A 16,137-nucleotide genomic window follows, 5' to 3' on the forward strand; every position below is an offset into this window, starting at 1 on the left:
AACAGGAGCACCCGCATGCCCGTTCCGCCTCTGCTCGAACCGGTCGGCCCGGCCGACCACGCCCCCGACACCCAGGAAAGTGAGGAGTTCGAGGCAGGTCTCAGTACGCCGTCCTGGCACCCGCCGGCCTGGCGAGGACTGCCGATACGCCAGCAGCCGCAGTGGCCGGATCCCGACGAGGTGGCCGCCGTCACCGACCGTCTCGCCCTGCTGCCGGCCCTCACCACGCCCAGCGACGTCCGCAGCGTTCTCGCGGCCCTGGCCCGGGTGCAGAACCGGGAGGCGTTCGTGCTCCAGGCCGGCGACTGCGCCGAGCCGCTCGGCCCGGCGGCCGTCACCGGTGCCCGGGACAAGCACCGGGTGCTGGGCGCCGTGGCGGAACGCGTCAGCACACGCCTGGACCTGCCCGTGGTCACCGTCGGCCGACTGGCAGGGCAGTTCGCCAAGCCCCGCTCCGCGGCCGTCGAGGAGGTGGCCGGTCGACAGCTGCCGGTGTTCCGGGGGCTCACGGTCAACGGGACGGAGCCGCACGAGGACGACCGCAGGCCCGACCCGTACCGGATGCTGTCCGGCTACTACACGGCGAGGAACGTCCTGCATGAACTTGCCACCCTCGCGCATGAGACGGCGAGTTCGTTCGCCCCGCAGGCCTGGGATCCCGTGGCCGCCCGTGAGGTGCTGTGGAACCGGCGCGAGGAAGCCGCCCCCGACGGCTCACTGCGCTCACTCGTCCAGGGATACGGGCAGACCCGCTGGACCGAAGACGGGGGCTGGCGCCACACCGGGCTGTGGACCAGCCACGAGGCGCTGCTCCTGGACTACGAGAGCCCGCTGATCCGCCAGGATCCCGTCACCGGTGAATGGTATCTGCTGTCCACGCACCTGCCGTGGATCGGCGACCGCACCCGGCACATCGGCGACGCCCATGTGGAGTTCCTGGCGGGCATCGCCAATCCGGTCGCCGTCAAGATCGGCCCCGGCGCGGAGCCTGCCGAGATCGTGCGCCTGTGCGGGCGGCTCGATCCGTACCGCAGGCCGGGCCGGCTCACCCTGATCTGCCGGTTCGGCGCCCGCGAGCTGCGCGGACGGCTCCCGGCTGTCGTCACCGCCGTACGCCGGGCGGGCCACCCCGTGGTCTGGATGTCGGACCCCATGCACGGCAACACCACGGTGACCGGCACCGGCGTCAAGACCCGCCACCTCAAGGACATGCTGGACGAGGTCACGGACTTCTTCGACGTCCTGCGCGGCATCGGCGAGTGGCCCGGCGGGGTGCATCTGGAGGCTGCCGCCGCCGATGTGACCGAGTGCGTGGGCGGTACCCGGGTGACCTGCGAATCCGATCTGGGCGACGCCTACGAGTCGTTGTGCGACCCCCGGCTCAACAACGAGCAGCTCATGGCCATGGCGGACATGGTCGCCAAGCTCGCCGTGTGACCCGCACCTCGAGACAACCCCGGCAGCCGAGCCCTCGGTGAGGGCCGCGTCGTGCCATTCCAAGGAGGTCGCCATGCGAACCCTGCTCGTCGACAACTACGACTCGTACACCTACAACCTCTTCCAGCTGATCGCGCAGGTGAACGGGGTCGAGCCCGTGGTCCTGCACAACGACTCACCGGACTGCGCGAAGCTCGACCTGAACGGCTTCGACAACGTGGTGATCTCTCCCGGGCCGGGCGATCCCACCCGGCCGAAGGACTTCGGCGCCTGCGCGCCGATCGTCGAATCCGCCCGCCTGCCCGTGCTCGGCGTGTGTCTGGGCCACCAGGGCATCGCCGCCGGGTCGGGCGCGGAGATCGTACGGGCGCCCGCGGCCAGGCACGGGCACCTCACCGCCGTGCGCCACGACGGTCGGGAGCTCTTCCACGGCCTTCCGCAGGACTTCACCGCCGTGCGCTACCACTCGCTGTGCGTGCGGGAGCCGCTGCCACCGGAGCTGGAGGCGACCGCGTGGGCGGAGGACGGAGTGCTGATGGGCCTTCGGCACCGTACGCGCCCGCTGTGGGGCGTGCAGTTCCACCCCGAGTCCGTCGCCACGGAGTTCGGGTACGAGCTGCTCGGCAACTTCCGCGACCTCACGGAGCGGTTCCACCAGGAGCGCGGTTCCTCGCGCCGCCGGGCGCCGGTCCGCTCCGGGGCCCACCTGTTACCCGCGGAGACCGGCTCGCAGCCCGTACCCCGGCCCGTCGAGCCACGCCCCTACCGCCTGCACTCCCGGATCATGGAGTCCGCCGTCGAGACCGAGGCCGCCTTCACCCGGCTCTTCGCCGACTCCTCGCACGCCTTCTGGCTCGACAGCTCCCTGATCGACCCGCGGCTGTCCCGCTTCTCCTTCCTCGGCGACGCGTCCGGTCCGCTCTCCGAAATCGTCCGCTACCGCGTCGGCGACGGCGCCGTCGAGGTCACGGCGGCGGGCGGGGAGACCCAACGGGTCGACGGCAACGTCTTCGACTACCTGCAGACAGCGCTGCGGGCCCGCCGCGTCGAGAACCCCGCCCTGCCCGTCGACTTCTCCTGCGGCTACGTCGGCTACTTCGGCTACGAGCTGAAGGCCGACTGTGGTGGCACCGCGAAGCACACCTCGCCCACCCCGGACGCGATCTGGATCTTCGCCGACAGGCTGATTGCGGTCGACCACCAGCAGGGCGCCACCTATCTGCTGGCCCTCAGCGACGGCAGCCCGCGCTCCGACCGCGACGCGACGGTGTGGCTGGAGAAGACCGCCGCCGTGCTCGCCGCGCTGCCCCGCCCCCGGCCGACCCCCGTACCCGACCAGCAGGCCGTCGACAACACGCTGCTGGAAACGGCGCTCGTGCGCGACCGCGCCCAGTACCTCGCCGACATAGACGCCTGCAAACAGGAATTGCTCGCCGGGGAGAGCTACGAGATCTGCCTGACCAACGCCGTCCAGGCCGCCCGCCCCGCCGACGGGCTGCGCTTCTACCAGGCCCTCAGGCGCTCCAACCCCGCCCCGTACGCCGCCTATCTGCGCCTGGACGGGATGGAGATCGCCTGCTCCTCCCCGGAGCGGTTCCTGCGCATCACCCGCGACGGCATGGTCGAGACCAAGCCCATCAAGGGCACCGCCCGGCGCGGCGCGGACGAGGCGGAGGACGCGAGGTTGCGCCGGGAACTGACAACGAGCGCCAAGGTCCGGGCGGAGAACCTCATGATCGTCGACCTGCTCCGCAACGATCTCGGCCGTGTGTGCGAGGTCGGCAGCGTCACCGTTCCCCGGCTGATGCGCACGGAGACCTACGCCACCGTGCACCAGCTCGTGTCCACCATCCGCGGCCGGCTCCGCGCCGAGGTGGACGCCCTGGACTGCGTACGTGCCTGCTTCCCCGGCGGCTCGATGACGGGTGCGCCGAAACTGCGGACGCTGGACATCATCGACTCCCTGGAGACCCGGGCACGCGGCGTCTACTCGGGTGCCATCGGCTTCCTCTCCTGCAACGGCACGGCCGATCTGAACATCGTCATCCGGACCGCCGTACTGGCGGAGGAGGGTCTGCACGCCGGCGCCGGTGGCGCCATCGTGCTCGACTCCGATCTCGTCGAGGAGTACGAGGAGATGCTGCTGAAAGCGGCCACACCGCTGCGGGTGCTGCTCGCGGGCACGTCCGGCCAGGACGCCGCGCCCACGACCGACCGCGTGGTACCGAAGCGGGCTGCGGAGAGCGGGCTCCGATGAGCGAGCCGGCCGGCGACGTCCGTACGCACTGCCCGTACTGCGCCCTGCAGTGCGGGATGGCGCTGCGGCCCGACCAGGGCGGGGCGGCGCCTCTCGCGGTCGTCGGGTGGCCGGAGTTCCCGGTCAGCCAGGGGGCGCTGTGCGGCAAGGGGCAGAACGCCATCGACCTGCTGGGCCCGGTGGCCCGGCTCGGTACACCGCTGGTCCGCGACGGTCGGGGCGCGGCGCTGCGGCCCGCCACCTGGGACGAGGCGCTTCAGCGTGTGGTCTCGGGCATCCGGTCGGCGCAGACCGCGTACGGCCGGGACGCCGTCGGGGTGTTCGGCGGTGGCGGGCTGACCAATGAGAAGGCGTATCTGCTGGGCAAGTTCGCCCGGGTCGCGCTCCGTACGTCGGCGATCGACTACAACGGCCGTTTCTGCATGTCGTCGGCGGCGGCCGCCGTCAACCGGGCCTTCGGCCTCGACCGGGGGCTGCCGTTCCCGCTCGCCGACGTCGCCGGGACCGACTGCGTCCTGCTGGTCGGAAGCAACCCGGCCGACACGATGCCGCCCGCCCTGCGCTACCTCACCCGACTGGCCGACCGCGGTGGGCGGTTGATCGTGGTGGACCCGCGCCGCACCCGCACCGCCGCGCGGGCCGACCTGCACGTGCGCCCCGTGCCCGGCACCGACCTGGCCCTGGCCCTCGGCATGCTGCACATCGCCCTCGCCGAGGGCCATGTCGACGAGGACTTCGTCGCCGCCCGGACCACGGGATTCGAGGCCGTGCGCGCCACCGCGATGGAGTACTGGCCCGCCCGGGTCGAGGGGCTGACCGGTGTGCCCGCCCATCAGATACGCGAAGCCGTACGGATGTTCGCCCAGGCGCCCACCGGAATGGTGCTCACGGCCCGAGGCAGCGAACAGCACAGCAAGGGCACCGACACCGTGCACGGCTGGATCAACCTCTGTCTGGCCCTGGGGAAGGCGGGCCGGCCGTACAGCGGATACGGCTGCCTGACCGGTCAGGGCAACGGGCAGGGCGGACGCGAGCACGGGCAGAAGGCCGACCAGCTGCCCGGCTACCGCAGCCTGACCGACCCGGCGGCGCGGGAACACATCGCCCGCCTCTGGGGCGTCACCCCCGGGGAACTGCCCGGCCCCGGCACCTCGGCCTACGAGATGCTCGACACCGCGGGCACGCCCGACGGCGTCCGGGCCATGCTGGTTCTCGGCTCCAACCCGGTCGTGTCGGCGCCGCACGCGGACCACGTGGAGCGGCGGCTGCGAGCGCTGGACCTGCTGGTGGTCGTGGACGTCGTACGGTCCGAGACGGCCGAACTCGCCGATGTCGTCCTGCCGTCGGCCCAGTGGGCGGAGGAGACCGGCACCCTGACCAATCTGGAGGGCAGGGTGATCCTGCGCCGCAAGGCCGTCGAGCCGCCCGCCCAGGTGCGCACCGATCTGGAGATCCTGTCCGCCCTCGCGGCCCGGCTGGGCCGTACCGAGGGCTTCCCAGCCGATCCGCGCCTGGTCTTCGACGAGCTGCGGGCCGCGTCGGCCGGCGGCCGGGCCGACTACGCGGGGATCAGCTACGAACGGATCAGCGAGGAGAACGGGGTGTTCTGGCCGTGCCCGGCGGACGGACACCCCGGGACGCCCCGACTGTTCCTGGAGTCCTTCGCGACGCCCGACGGCCGGGCCCGCATGGTGCCGGTCCACCACCGACCGGCGGCCGAGACCACCGACGAGCGGTATCCGCTGTACCTGGTCACCGGGCGGGTGCTGGCCCAGTACCAGAGCGGCGCGCAGACCCGTCGGGTGGCCGCGTCACGGGCCGCCGCGCCGGAGCCGTACGTCGAGATCCACCCCTCCACGGCCGGTCGCCTCGGCGTGGTGGACGGCGAGCCGGTGACGGTGACCAGCAGGCGGGGGACGGCTGTCGCCCCGGCCAGGCTGAGCACGGACATCCGCCCGGACGTGGTGTTCATGCCCTTCCACTGGTTCGGGCCGGGACGGGCCAACACGGTCACCAACCCCGCGCTCGACCCGGTCTCGCGCATGCCCGAGTTCAAGGTGTGCGCCGTACGCGTGGCACCGGTGGCCGCGCTCCGTTCCCGCCCGCCGGGGCGGCCGTGTGCGGCGACCGCCGTACAAGCCCTGTGATCGGTCGATCGGTCCCTGGAGGTACCCGTGGGAAGAGAAGACGGCGCCGCGCGCCGCGTTCTCGTGGTCGGCTGCGGTATGGCGGGAGCGCGTTTCGTCCGCCGGCTGACGGCCTTGAATCCCGACGTCCGGATCGTCGTCTTCGACGGCGAACACCGCCCCGCCTACAACCGCCCGCTCCTGACCGGCGTCCTGGCCGGTCACCACCGCCCTGAGGACATCGCCCTGCCGCTGCCGCCCGGCATCGACCTGCGGGCCGGCGTCCGCGTCGTCGCCGTGCGCCGGGCCACCCGCACGGTCATCGACTCCACCGGCACCGAGCACGCCTACGACGCACTGGTCCTGGCGACCGGCAGCCGCGCCCACCACCCCTGGCCACAGACACACCCGGCCTCGGGCGAACACCACCTCCACACCCTCGCCGACTGCCGACACCTGACCGCCGACTGTGCCGACGCCCGCACCCCCGCGGTCATCGGCGGCGGTCTCCTGGGCGTGGAAACCGCCCTCGCCCTCGCCGCCCGCACCCTCCCGGTGACCCTCATCCACCGGGGCCCCCACCTGCTCCACCGCCACCTGGACACGAGGGCCGGAGCCCTGCTCCGCAGCGTCCTGGCGGACGCGGGCATCACGGCAAGGACGGGAACGCCCGCGTTGGGCCTGGTCGACGGTCACGGGGGCGGGGCCCGGGCGGCAGCGGCTCGGGCCGGAGGCCCGCGGGATGCCGGGGTGTCCGCGCCGGGTTCGGCAGGTGGTTCGCGAAGCGAGGCACCTGCGGCAGCGGCTCATGCCGTTTCATCCGCAGGCCCTGGGGCGGCCCCGGACGGGCCAACCGGGTTGCCCGGGCGTGCTGATGAGTCTGCGTCGGGTTTGGCCGGAGGGCCCGGGGACGCTGAGGTGCCGGGGTCTGCCGGGCGTCACGAGGGCCGTGGGGTGCTGCTCGGAGACGGGGACGTGGTCGGCGCCGATCTTGTCGTGGTCGCGTGCGGTACGAGGCCGCGGGTCGGGCTCGCGCGGGCGGCGGGGCTCCTGGTGAAGGCGGGAGTAGTGGTCGATGACACGTTGGCCAGTGTCGGCGATCCGGAGGTGTACGCCATCGGGGACTGTGCGGAGCATCGCGGGGTCGTGCACGACACGGCCGTGTCGGCCTGGCAGCAGGCCGAGGTGCTCGCGGCAAGGCTGTCCGGGCACGATCGGCACGCGCGGTTCACGGAGGCCCGCACGCTCACCCGGCTCATCGCGGGGGAGGTCGACCTGGCGGTGTTCGGCGAGGCCACCACCGGTGTCGGGAGTGGCGTCCGGGGCGGGGCCAGGACCGATGTGCTCTCTGTCTCGGACGACCGGCGGCGCGTCTACAAAAAGATCGTCACCCGTGACGACCGCGTGGTGGGCGGCATCCTGCTCGGCGACCTGTCCACCGTCGACACGGTGCGCCGGGCCTACGAGGCGACCGAACCGCTGCCACCGGACCGCCTCCACCTGGTCTCGGCACTCGGAGGGGACGGATGAGCGGCCGCCTGGTCCTGGTCGGCTACGGAATGGTCGGCCACGCCCTGCTGACGGCCTTGGACGCCCGGGGCGCGCTGCGGGACTGGCAGGTCACGGTGGTCGCCGAGGAGGACGTACCGCCCTACGACCGCATCCACCTGTCCCGGTACTTCCAGGAGTCCGAGCCGGAGGGCCGGCTGTTCCGACGGACCGGACCGGCGGGCCTGCTCCTCGGCGAGCCCGGCTTCGGCGACCGTACGGGCATCCGGGCCCGCCTCGGGGACCCGGCCGTTGCGGTCGACCGTCGGCGCCGCCGGGTGACCACGGCCGCCGGCCGCGTCATCGACTACGACGTCCTGGCCCTCGCCACCGGCGCGCGCTCCTTCGTCCCGCCCGTACCCGGAGCCGACGCCACCGGCTGCTTCGCCTACCGGACGGCCCAGGACGTACGGGCCATCCGGGCGCACTGCGAAGCGGGCGGTGCGGGCGGTGCGGGCGCGGGCGTGGGCGCGGTGATCGGCGGCGGGCTGCTGGGCCTGGAGGCTGCGGGCGCGCTACGGGCCCTCGGGCTGACGATCCATGTCGTCGAATTCTCCCCCTGGCTGATGCCACGTCAGCTGGATGAGTACGGAGGCTGGACGCTGCGCCGCCACATCGAGGACCTGGACATCGTCGTACACACGGGCACCCGCCTCACCGCCGTCGAGACCGACGCGCGCCACCGGGCCACCGGCGTGCGGCTCCAGCCGCCCGACGGCGCGCAGCCCGTCCACGTCGGCGCCGACGTGGTCGTGTTCGCAGCGGGGGTACGCCCCCGCGACGAACTCGCCCGGTCCTGCGGGATCGCCGTGGGGGAGCGGGGCGGCATCGTCGTCGACGAGACCTGCCGCACGGAGGACGAGCACGTCTACGCGATCGGGGACTGCGCACTCACCCCCGACGGACGCACGCACGGACTGCTGGCCCCGGGCAACGCCATGGCCCAGGTGGTCGCCGACCGACTGGCCGGCGGCACGGAGACCTTCACCGGCTGGGACACAGCGACCCGGCTGAAGCTGCTCGGCGTGGTGGTCGCCTGCTTCGGCGACCAGCCGGAGGCGGCGCCTGGCGCATTCGAGGCGACCCACCTCGACACCCGGGCCGGGGTGTACCGCAGCCTGCGCGTCTCGGGCGAGGGGGGGCTGCTCGGCGGGATGTTCGTGGGGGACACGTCCGGCTACGCGGCGCTGCGCCCCCTCGTGAGCAGCGGTCGGCCGCTGCCCGCCCCCGTCGAGGAGCTCGTCGTGCCCGGACCGCTGCCGGGGCGGACGACGGCCGTCGGACCACTGCCGGACGAGACGACGATCTGCCACTGCCACAACGTCCCGGCGGGCACGGTCCGCTCCGCCGTCCGGGGCGGCTGCGCCGACCTGGCGGCGGTACGGCACCGCACCCGCGCCGGCAGCGGGTGCGGTAGCTGCGCGGAGACCGTGGCCGCACTGCTCGACGAAGGGCTCTCCGCCCCCGGCATCGGCACGGCCGCGACAACGGTGACAGGGAGCCCCGTATGACTACCGTGCAGGCGCTGTCCGCGGCCCTGTCCACCGGCGCCCCCGACCCTGGACCAGGTCCGTGGCCTCTCTTCGATCGTCATGGTTCCCGCATCGGTGTCGCCCCGGACCAGCGTGGGCGTGCCGGAGGGGCCCGCCGCCCCGCGGTCCCTCGCCGCCGCAGCCCTGCGGCTCGGGGTCGACCCACACCGCCGGCGGCGCAGGTGCCGACGGGATGGGAGAGGCTGTTCAGCACGGGCCGGGCGAGCCGCAGGATGGCGCGCATCGGCATGGCAGGGTCATGGGACGGTCATTCCGCCGCGCGGGTGGACTGCTCGAACGCGGCAGCGATCCGGCGCACACCGAGGACCGCCTGCTCGGGTGGGGTGGCGCCATAGCCGAGGACAAGCGCCGGAACGGGGCTCGTGCCGATGGAGTGGTAGGAGGCGAGCGGGTAGATGACGGCCCCCGAACGGCCGCTGAGCCGGGCCAGCCGGTGCTCGTCCGTACCCGGCGGGAACCTGGCGACCAGATGCGTGCCGGCCGTCGCAGGCATGATCCGCACCAGGCTGCCGAACTGGTCGTACAGCGCGTGGACGCAGGCCTCCCGCCGCTCCTGGTAGGCCTGGCGCATCCGGCGGATGTGGCGGGCGAAGTGATGGTCCGCCATGAAGTCGCGCACGACCGCCTGTTCGAGCACCGGTGGCGCCCCGTACGCGAAGTGCTGGGCGGCGGCGACGACGTCGACGAGATCGGGCGGGACCACGGCGTAGGCGAGCCGCAGCGCGGGGAACAGCACCTTGTTCAGGGTGCCCAGGTAGATGACCCGGTCCGAGGTGTCCATCTGCTGGAGCGGCGGGAACGGACTGCCCAAGGAGAACTCCCCGTCGTAGTCGTCCTCGATGACCCAGCCGTCCGACCGCGCAGCCCAGTCGAGCAGTCGGCCGCGCCTGAAATCCGTCATACGGCAGCCCGTCGGGAACTGGTTGTTGGGGGTCACGAGAGCCATGCGTGCCGAGGGGTAACGGTTCTCGCCCGAGGAGATGCACAACCCCTCGTGATCGACGTCCACCGGGCATGGGACGACACCGGCGGCCACGAGCGCGGCCCGGGCACCGGGAAACCCCGGGTTCTCGACCAGCACCTGCTCCCCGGGCTCCAGCAGGACGCGGGCCAGCAGATGAGTCATGGTCCGCGTACTGCTCGTGATCACCACCTGTTCCGCCGTGCAGGACACCCCGCGCGCCAGGCCCAGATAGGTGGCCAGCTCCTTGCGTAAGGGCCAGTAGCCGAGCGCGTCCTGAGCGTGCATCAGGGAGTTCGGCAGCCGGGCGGCACGGCGCGAGACGACGCGGGACCAGAGTTTGGCCGGGAAGAGGTCCAGTGCCGGCACGCCGAGGACGAAGGGCTGCGCGGCGGCGGTCTGCGAGGCCGGGTACCGTCCGTCGAACGTGCGTGTGGCCTGGAGCATCAGCCGTGCGGTCCCGGAAATCCGGGACGTCCGCCCCGGCTCCTCGGGCGGAGTCGTTGGCCGGCGCACCCTCGGCGTCCCCCCGTTCCCCCGTCCCTCACCGTTGTGGACGGCCACATGGGTGCCCGACCCCACCTGTCCGGTGGCGAACCGTTCGGTGACGAGTCGTTCGTAGGCGACCAGCACGGTGTTCCTGGAAACCTGGAGTTCCCGGGCGAGCGTCCGGGTGGCGGGCAGCCGTACACCGGGTCGGAGTTGCCCGCTGCAGATCGAGTCCCTGAGCCTTTCGTAGAAGCTGCTGGTAGAGAGGCTCGGGCAGGTTGCGGTCAAGGGCGAATCCGCCTGGCGGCAGCGCTGTGGACTCTCTCGGCACGGCCCGTGCACCTCCTGGATCGCGTGGGAAGGGCTGGTGGCGCTGTACCTGGTCGGGACCACCATCTGGAGCGGCGGGTTCCACGCCAGGAGACGTGAGCACGGACGGAGCGTGCCAGTTACCGTTCCGGAGTGCGGGACACGTGAGCCGGGGCCGCGTGAGAAAGCGTCGATGGCAGGCCTGAAGAGCCGTGCCGGCTCGGCCCTTCGGCGCATGGCGTGTGAGAGGACGAGGCGGGAGGTGGCGTTGAGTTCGCGGTAGGGGTCTCGACTGCGCGGGGGCTGGGGGAGTGAACCGCAACGCCCACCACAAACGCCGGCAGGCACCCTCGGCCCGCACCGTCCGCGACACCGAGCTGAAGATCCTGATTCAGGAGGCATACGACGCCAACTACCGTGTCTACGGCGCGAGGAACATCTGGCGGCACCCGAACCGCCAGGGCCAGACCGTGGCCCGCTGCACCGTCGAACGTCTCATGCGCGAGCTGGGGATCACCGGCGCAGTCCGCGGCAGGAAGGTGATCACCACAATCCCTGACCCCACCGCGCCACGGGCACCGGACCTGGTCGACCGCGACCTCGTCGCCGCGGCCCCCAATCGGTGCTGGGTCGCCGATTTCACTCACGTCGCCACGTTCTCGGGCGTCGTCTACGTCGCCTTCGTCGTGGACCCTTCTCCCGCCGGATCGTTGGCTGGTCCGCCTCGGCCGCGAAGCAGACCCGGCTCGTCCCGGACGCCCTGGACATGGGACTGTGGCAACGCGACCGTGACCAACGCCCGCCCCTGCCGGGGGAGTTGGTCCACCACTCGGACGCGGGCTCGCAATATACGTCCTTTGCGCCGGCCGAGCACTTGGAGAAGGCCGGCATCGCCGCCTCGATCGGATCGGTCGGCGACGCGTATGACAACGCGCTGATGGAGTCCACGATCGGCCTCCTCGAAACCGAGGTGATCAAGCCGCAGAGGCCCTGGCGATCCCTCGCCCAGGTCGAGCTGGCCACTGCCGAATGGGCCGACTGGTACAACCACACCCGGCTCCACGAGATCGGCACCCGCTTCTGGCCCGACCGCGCGACCGCCCGCGCCGGCATCTTCGACTTCATCGAGGCCTTCTACAACAGACGCCGCCTGCGCAAGCACGTCCGCTGGGGCTACCTCACACCCCACGAGACACGCCTGCGCTACCAGCAGGACCAGGCCCTCGCGGCGTAACGACGACGTGTCCAAGATCACGGGGAGACTTCACTGCCAACGCCGTTGCGTTTATGTCCGTGAGCGGTTCGCAAGTCCGTGCTCGAAGAACGTGATGGCGGTTCGGATGGTGTAGTTCTGGCTGGTCGTGGGCTGTTGTCCGGCGTTCGGTCCGTACTTGCTGGTGGGGTTCTTGCGGGTGCGGGCCTTGACGCGGTGCTGGTGGCGGGCGGGGTGCAGGGCGTCGAGGACGGTCCGGCCGATGGTGCCGAGGAGTTCGGCGGGTCCCGCCGGGGGCAGGATTCCGGTCGCGGTGGTGACGGTGTCGGCAGCGGTGGTCTGCAGGACGGTGAAGCTGATGCGGTCCATGTCCAGGCCGGGCCGGGTGCAGGCGGTGTCGGCGGCGGCGCGGATCAGGGCCTGGTAGGTGGTGAGCAGGGCGTAGACCTCCTGGTCGAGGCCGGTCAGGCTGCGGGAGCGCAGGACGCGGCCATCCAGCATGGTCGCCTTGATCGAGAAGTACGTCGTCTCCGACTGCCACCGCTCGTGGTAGAGATCCACGAGTCCGGCGGCCGGGTGGGCGGCCGGGTCGAGGAGGCTGGTGAGCAGGCGCCACTGCTCGGTGCGGACGGTGCCGTCGGCCAGCGTGACGGTCACGGATGCCTCGATGACGCGGACGGTCAGCAGGACGGGCAGGACGCCGTAGCCGATCCGGGCCAGGTAGGAGCCGTCGCCCAGGCGCCGGAAGGGGGTGGGTATCCGGCGGGCGGAGGAGCGCACCAGGAACTGGGCGCCGGTGGCCTGGACGTCCCGGGCGAACTCGGCTCCATCGAAGCCGGCATCGGCCAGCAGGAGCATCGTGCGGTCCAGCACACTCAACAGGCGGCCTGCGTAGGTGAGTTCGCCGTCACTCTCGGGACCGAACGCGGCGGCCAACACGGCACGGGTGCCACACTCGACCAGGACCACGAGTCGCAGCAGCGGGTAGCCGAACTCCACGCTCTCGCCCGCTCGCTTGGGATAGCGCCAGGTGAGCGCCTCCTCATCGGGCACGTGCAGCAGGGTGCCGTCCACGGCCACGGTCCGCAGCCCTCGATAGAACGAACCGGCCTGCCCGATGTGGGCGACGGGCCCGGCGATGATCTCGAACAGCCGTCGCAGCGGTGCTGCTCCTATTCGCCGTCGGGCCCTGGACAGCGAGGAGACCGCCGGACGCACCAACGGCAGTCCCTCCAGCCCTGCCGTCAGCTTGCCCCACACGCCCCGATAGGAGCAGTCCTCGAACAGGGCCAGCGCGAGGACGAAGTAGACCACAACCCGGGACGGCAGCAGTCGCAGCCGTTTCTCACGTGACCTGGTCTCCTCGATCACCGTGTCCACCAGTACGAAGTCCACGATCTGGGTCAACTCGCCCAAGTGACCGGGCGCGTACACACCCCCGGCCGCCTCGACCGTGCGCGTGATGACAGACTTCTCCTGCAACGGGACTCCCGATGATCTTCTTGCTCGACACAAGCTGATCTATCAGGACGTCCCGTTGCGTCATTCACCAGGGCTTGACCTGCGACTCAAGACTCAAACGCAACGGCGTTGACTTCACTGCCGCCGTACGCCCATGAGTTGTACGGCAGACCGGGCCCCGCACCGGCCGTGGTCACCCGCCGCCTGCGCCGCACCGGCACCCTCCTGTGCTGTGTTCCCGCACGTCTGCGCTGGCAGCTCCCGCCCAAACACATCCTCCGCGCCATGTCACGCCTCGGCCCCGGCTCCCGCCCGGCACCGTGCAGAGTCATGAGATAGGCCGCCATACTGGACAGGCCAGGGGAGAGCGGGTCCGTACGGACGGGGGCGATCGTCGGCGATGGCGGACACCAGGCTGATCCAGGGCCGGTACCGGCTGCTCGATATGATCGGGCGCGGCGGGATGGGTGAGGTATGGCGGGCGAGGGACGAGTCGCTGGGCCGACAGGTCGCGGTCAAGTGCCTCAAGTCCGTCACCACCCAGCCCGACCAGTCCTCCACCCGGGTCCTGCGGGAACGCTTCCGGCGCGAGGCGCGCGTGGTGGGCGCCCTCCAGCACCGTGGCGTGACCGTCGTCCACGACTTCGGCGAGTTCGACGGAGTGCTCTTCCTCGTCATGGAACTGCTGGAGGGCCGCAACCTCAGCCAGCTCCTGGAGGACAACAAACACCATCCGCTGCCTGTCGCCGACGTCGTCGAGGTGGCCCACCAGGTGGCCGCCGCTCTCGCCTATACCCATCAACAGGGCGTCGTGCACCGGGACTTGAAGCCCGCGAACATCATGCGGCTCACCGACGGCACGGTGAAGATCTGCGACTTCGGCATTGCCCGCCTCGGCCGGGACGCCACCTTCACCTCCCGTCTCACCGGCACCGGCATCGCGATGGGCACCCCGCACTACATGTCGCCGGAACAGATCAGCGGCGACCAGGTCGACCAGCGCAGCGACCTGTACTCCTTCGGCTGTGTGCTCTACGAGATCGCCACCGGGGTGCCGCCGTTCGACCTCGACGACGCCTGGGCGGTCCTCATGGGCCACCGCGAGACCGCCCCGCGACCCCCGCGCAGCCACCGTGGCGATGTCCCCGCATACCTCGACCGGATCATCCTGGACCTGCTGGCCAAGGAGCCCGGGGAACGCCCGCACGACGCCCGTGAGTTGGGCCGCCGCATCGGAGAGGGCCGTACGGCGGGTGTCTCGACGCCCGTCGTGACCCCCGCCAGGATGCCCGCGGTCACCCCGGCGCCGGCCGTGCCCCCCGCCAGGATGCCCGTCCCGGTGCCCACGATCATGTCGCCCCCAGCGGGGCCCAGCGCCCGCCTCCACCCCGGACCGCCCGCGTCGCGCGAGCGCCGGCTGCCCTCCTGGACGCGTGGCATGACCACCGGTCACAAGGCCACCGGCGCCGGCCCGGGCCTCTCCCCGCCGGACGCCTCCGCCGGGCTCACCGGAGAGTGGACCGCCCGCCCGGCGACCGGCCGCGCCGAGCACCCCGTAGGCAGTGCACGGCCCACCCCCTCACCGGAGTCGCTCACCACCCTGGCCGGTCGGCACAACGCAGGCCTGAGCCTGGGGCGTCTCGGCCGCTGGACGGAGGCCGGCGAGGTGCACCGCGCGGTCGCCGTCGAACGCGCGCACGTCCTCGGCCCCGACCACCCCGACACCCTGTCCAGCCGCTACGAGGTCGGGTTCACCCTCAGCCGCACCGCCCGCCCCGCCGACGCTCTGCGCGAGTTCGCCCACGTCGCCCGCGCCCGCGCGCACGTCCTCGGCCCCGACCACCCCGACACCCTCACCGCCCGGCAGGAAATGGCCTACGTCCTGGGCCAGTTGGGCCGCCACTTCGAAGCCCACCAGGCGTACCTGTCCGTCCTCGCCGCCCGTGAACACCGCGTGGGGCCCGACCACCCGGACACCCTGCGCTGCCGCCACAACCTGGCCTTCAACCTCAGCAGGCTGGGCCGCCTGGAGGACTCGTACCGCATGGCGGGCGAGGTCGCCGCCGCTCGCACCCGCGTGCTGGGCGCCAACCATCCCGACACCCTCGTCACCCGGTGCGAAGTCGCCCACGCACTCGGCCAGCTGGGTCGCTGGACCGAGGCACTGCAGACCTACCGGGAGGTGGCCGAGTCCCGCGCACAGGCCCTCGGCCCGGACCACCCCGACACCCTCGCGGCCCGCCACGAGGTCGGCATCAGCCTCGGTCGGCTCGGCCGCGGCACCGAAGCCCTGACCCTCTTCAGCAACCTGGCCGACGACCGTGCCCGTGTGCACGGACCCGCCCACAGCGAGACGTTGCGCGCCCGCCACGGCCTCTGCGTCAACCTCGGCCGCCTCGGCCGCTGGGAGGAGGCTCTCGCCGAGTCACGCGACGTGTGCGCCCAGCGCGAGCGCGTCCTCGGCCCGGACCACCCCGACACCCTCGTCAGCCGCCGCGAGGTCGCCGTCGGCCTCGGCTGGCTCGGCCGCTGGACCGACGCCCTCACCGAGTACCGGAGCGTCGCCGACGCCCGCGAACGGGTTCTCGGCGCAGACCACCCCGACGCCCTCGCCAGCCGCAACGACGAGGCCCACTGCCTGGAGCAGCTCGGCCGCGGCCAGGAGGCGGTGGAGCTGTACCGGAGAGTGGCTGCGTTACGGCACCGGCGGCCGACCGGGGGGCACTGACCTCCACCCCGCCGGTCCGGCGGCGGACGCTCAGGCGCTGATCCACCTGGCACAC

9 protein-coding genes and 1 pseudogene are annotated in these 16,137 nt (G+C 72.2%); 8 read left to right on the forward strand and 2 right to left on the reverse strand.

Annotation, left to right across the window (positions count from 1 at the left end; genetic code table 11):
• Positions 1-15: 15 nt before the first annotated feature.
• From WBG99_RS33565 to WBG99_RS33585, 5 genes are all read left to right on the forward strand, one after another.
• Positions 16-1,437, forward strand: coding sequence for a 3-deoxy-7-phosphoheptulonate synthase (locus tag WBG99_RS33565; RefSeq protein WP_338899966.1), 1,422 nt, complete (start codon positions 16-18; stop codon positions 1,435-1,437).
• Positions 1,438-1,510: 73 nt separating this feature from the next.
• Positions 1,511-3,694 (forward strand): aminodeoxychorismate synthase component I, encoded by a 2,184-nt coding sequence (gene pabB, locus WBG99_RS33570; protein WP_338899968.1) that lies wholly within the window; start codon positions 1,511-1,513, stop codon positions 3,692-3,694.
• Complete coding sequence (locus WBG99_RS33575; RefSeq protein ID WP_338899969.1) at positions 3,691-5,841, forward strand: molybdopterin oxidoreductase family protein; 2,151 nt, start codon at positions 3,691-3,693, stop codon at positions 5,839-5,841. The genes pabB and WBG99_RS33575 overlap by 4 nt, the downstream gene beginning before the upstream one ends.
• Before the next feature lie 27 nt (positions 5,842-5,868).
• Positions 5,869-7,350, forward strand: a complete 1,482-nt coding sequence (locus tag WBG99_RS33580) for an FAD-dependent oxidoreductase (protein ID WP_338899970.1) — start codon at positions 5,869-5,871, stop codon at positions 7,348-7,350.
• Entirely contained in the window at positions 7,347-8,879 is a 1,533-nt protein-coding gene (locus WBG99_RS33585; RefSeq protein ID WP_338899971.1) for an FAD-dependent oxidoreductase, read from the forward strand. Before WBG99_RS33580 ends, WBG99_RS33585 begins: the two co-directional genes overlap by 4 nt.
• 289 nt (positions 8,880-9,168) lie before the next feature.
• Here the strand turns inward: WBG99_RS33585 and WBG99_RS33590 are convergent, their stop codons facing one another.
• Complete coding sequence (locus tag WBG99_RS33590; protein WP_338899972.1) at positions 9,169-10,659, reverse strand: PLP-dependent aminotransferase family protein; 1,491 nt, start codon at positions 10,657-10,659, stop codon at positions 9,169-9,171.
• Between the two features lie 787 nt (positions 10,660-11,446).
• On the opposite strand from WBG99_RS33590, the gene WBG99_RS33595 reads away from it, so the two are divergent.
• Complete coding sequence (locus tag WBG99_RS33595) at positions 11,447-11,914, forward strand: integrase core domain-containing protein (protein WP_338899974.1); 468 nt, start codon at positions 11,447-11,449, stop codon at positions 11,912-11,914.
• A gap of 51 nt (positions 11,915-11,965) precedes the next feature.
• Here the strand turns inward: WBG99_RS33595 and WBG99_RS33600 are convergent, their stop codons facing one another.
• Positions 11,966-13,375, reverse strand: coding sequence for an IS4 family transposase (locus WBG99_RS33600; protein ID WP_338895810.1), 1,410 nt, complete (start codon positions 13,373-13,375; stop codon positions 11,966-11,968).
• A 114-nt stretch (positions 13,376-13,489) separates the two neighbouring features.
• Between WBG99_RS33600 and WBG99_RS33605 the strand changes: the two are divergent.
• Together WBG99_RS33605 and WBG99_RS33610 are read left to right on the forward strand one after the other, a co-directional pair.
• Positions 13,490-13,693, forward strand: a pseudogene (locus WBG99_RS33605) (DUF2236 domain-containing protein); the annotation flags it as partial.
• 61 nt (positions 13,694-13,754) lie between these two features.
• Positions 13,755-16,082 carry a tetratricopeptide repeat protein gene (locus WBG99_RS33610; protein WP_338899975.1) on the forward strand — a complete coding sequence of 776 codons (2,328 nt, stop codon included), beginning with the start codon at positions 13,755-13,757 and terminating at the stop codon, positions 16,080-16,082.
• Positions 16,083-16,137: the final 55 nt, after the last annotated feature.

Origin of the sequence: Streptomyces sp. TG1A-60 (assembly GCF_037201975.1) — a bacterium.
In the GTDB taxonomy this organism is placed as follows: domain Bacteria; phylum Actinomycetota; class Actinomycetes; order Streptomycetales; family Streptomycetaceae; genus Streptomyces.

Coding starts and splice junctions, on each gene's coding strand:
- WBG99_RS33565 (WP_338899966.1), top strand. CDS start 16: ATGCCCGTTCCGCCTCTGCTCGAACCGGTCGGCCCGGCCGACCACGCC.
- pabB (WP_338899968.1), top strand. CDS start 1,511: ATGCGAACCCTGCTCGTCGACAACTACGACTCGTACACCTACAACCTC.
- WBG99_RS33575 (WP_338899969.1), top strand. CDS start 3,691: ATGAGCGAGCCGGCCGGCGACGTCCGTACGCACTGCCCGTACTGCGCC.
- WBG99_RS33585 (WP_338899971.1), top strand. CDS start 7,347: ATGAGCGGCCGCCTGGTCCTGGTCGGCTACGGAATGGTCGGCCACGCC.
- WBG99_RS33595 (WP_338899974.1), top strand. CDS start 11,447: ATGGGACTGTGGCAACGCGACCGTGACCAACGCCCGCCCCTGCCGGGG.
- WBG99_RS33610 (WP_338899975.1), top strand. CDS start 13,755: ATGGCGGACACCAGGCTGATCCAGGGCCGGTACCGGCTGCTCGATATG.